Raw genomic sequence first — 801 nt, 5'->3', positions numbered from 1 at the left:
GGAGGCAGACGACCACGGTAGGGTCAGCGACTGGGGTGAAGTCGTAACAAGGTAGCCGTAGGGGAACCTGCGGCTGGATCACCTCCTTTCTAAGGATGATCCCTTATGATCAAACGGACATCTTGTTCTTTGATCTGTCGGATCACTTGGAACACAACGGCCAGTCAGGCCGATCTGGCGGGACAGCCGCCGTCTTCGTTTCTCTTTCTTCCACAGGACGAGCCCGCCGGGCGCAAATGCGAGGCGTGCGACAGTTTGGGCTTGTAGCTCAGTTGGTTAGAGCGCGCGCTTGATAAGCGTGAGGTCGGAAGTTCAAGTCTTCCCAGGCCCACCACTCTTTCCGATCGGCTCTCTGCTCGGGGCCATAGCTCAGTTGGGAGAGCGCGTGCTTTGCAAGCATGAGGTCGTCGGTTCGATCCCGTCTGGCTCCACCAGACGTGCGGATCGCCGAAGATGCGCCGAAGTCGCGACATCTCGTCCTGAATAAAAGTTCCGCATTTCGCCGCAAGGTCGAGATGCGTGTTGTCTGTCATCGTGAAAAGGAAATGCATCCGATCTCTTCGATCGAACGGGAATGTTCGAATGAAGACGAGCAACCAGCAAGTGGGCGCCGCGTGACCGCAGCGCTCTCGGATGTGTTTGAAGCAAACTGGTCTTTCTATCGATGCAAACTCTTCCTGCAAGGGAGGAGGCCGCTGCCGAGCGGTGGGCATCGATAATGAGAGCGATCAAGTGCCTTAAGGGTATTCGGTGGATGCCTTGGCGCTGAGAGGCGATGAAGGACGTGGTACGCTGCGATAA

The 801-nt window shown here is 56.7% G+C and carries 2 tRNA genes and 1 rRNA gene; all 3 read left to right on the top strand.

What is annotated here, in order from left to right:
- A 16S ribosomal RNA gene (locus FMZ75_RS21180) occupies nt 1-89 on the top strand; the annotation flags it as partial.
- Nucleotides 90-257: 168 nt separating this feature from the next.
- Nucleotides 258-334: transfer RNA gene (locus FMZ75_RS21175), tRNA-Ile, on the top strand.
- Between the two features lie 24 nt (nt 335-358).
- Nucleotides 359-434 (top strand) — tRNA-Ala (locus FMZ75_RS21170).
- Nucleotides 435-801 lie beyond the last annotated feature (367 nt).

Source organism: Methylosinus sp. RM1, assembly GCF_011378635.1.
GTDB classification, from domain to species: domain Bacteria; phylum Pseudomonadota; class Alphaproteobacteria; order Rhizobiales; family Beijerinckiaceae; genus Methylosinus; species Methylosinus sporium.
Note: the sequence above shows the minus strand (reverse complement) of the source record. Positions and strands in the feature narration are given on the sequence as shown.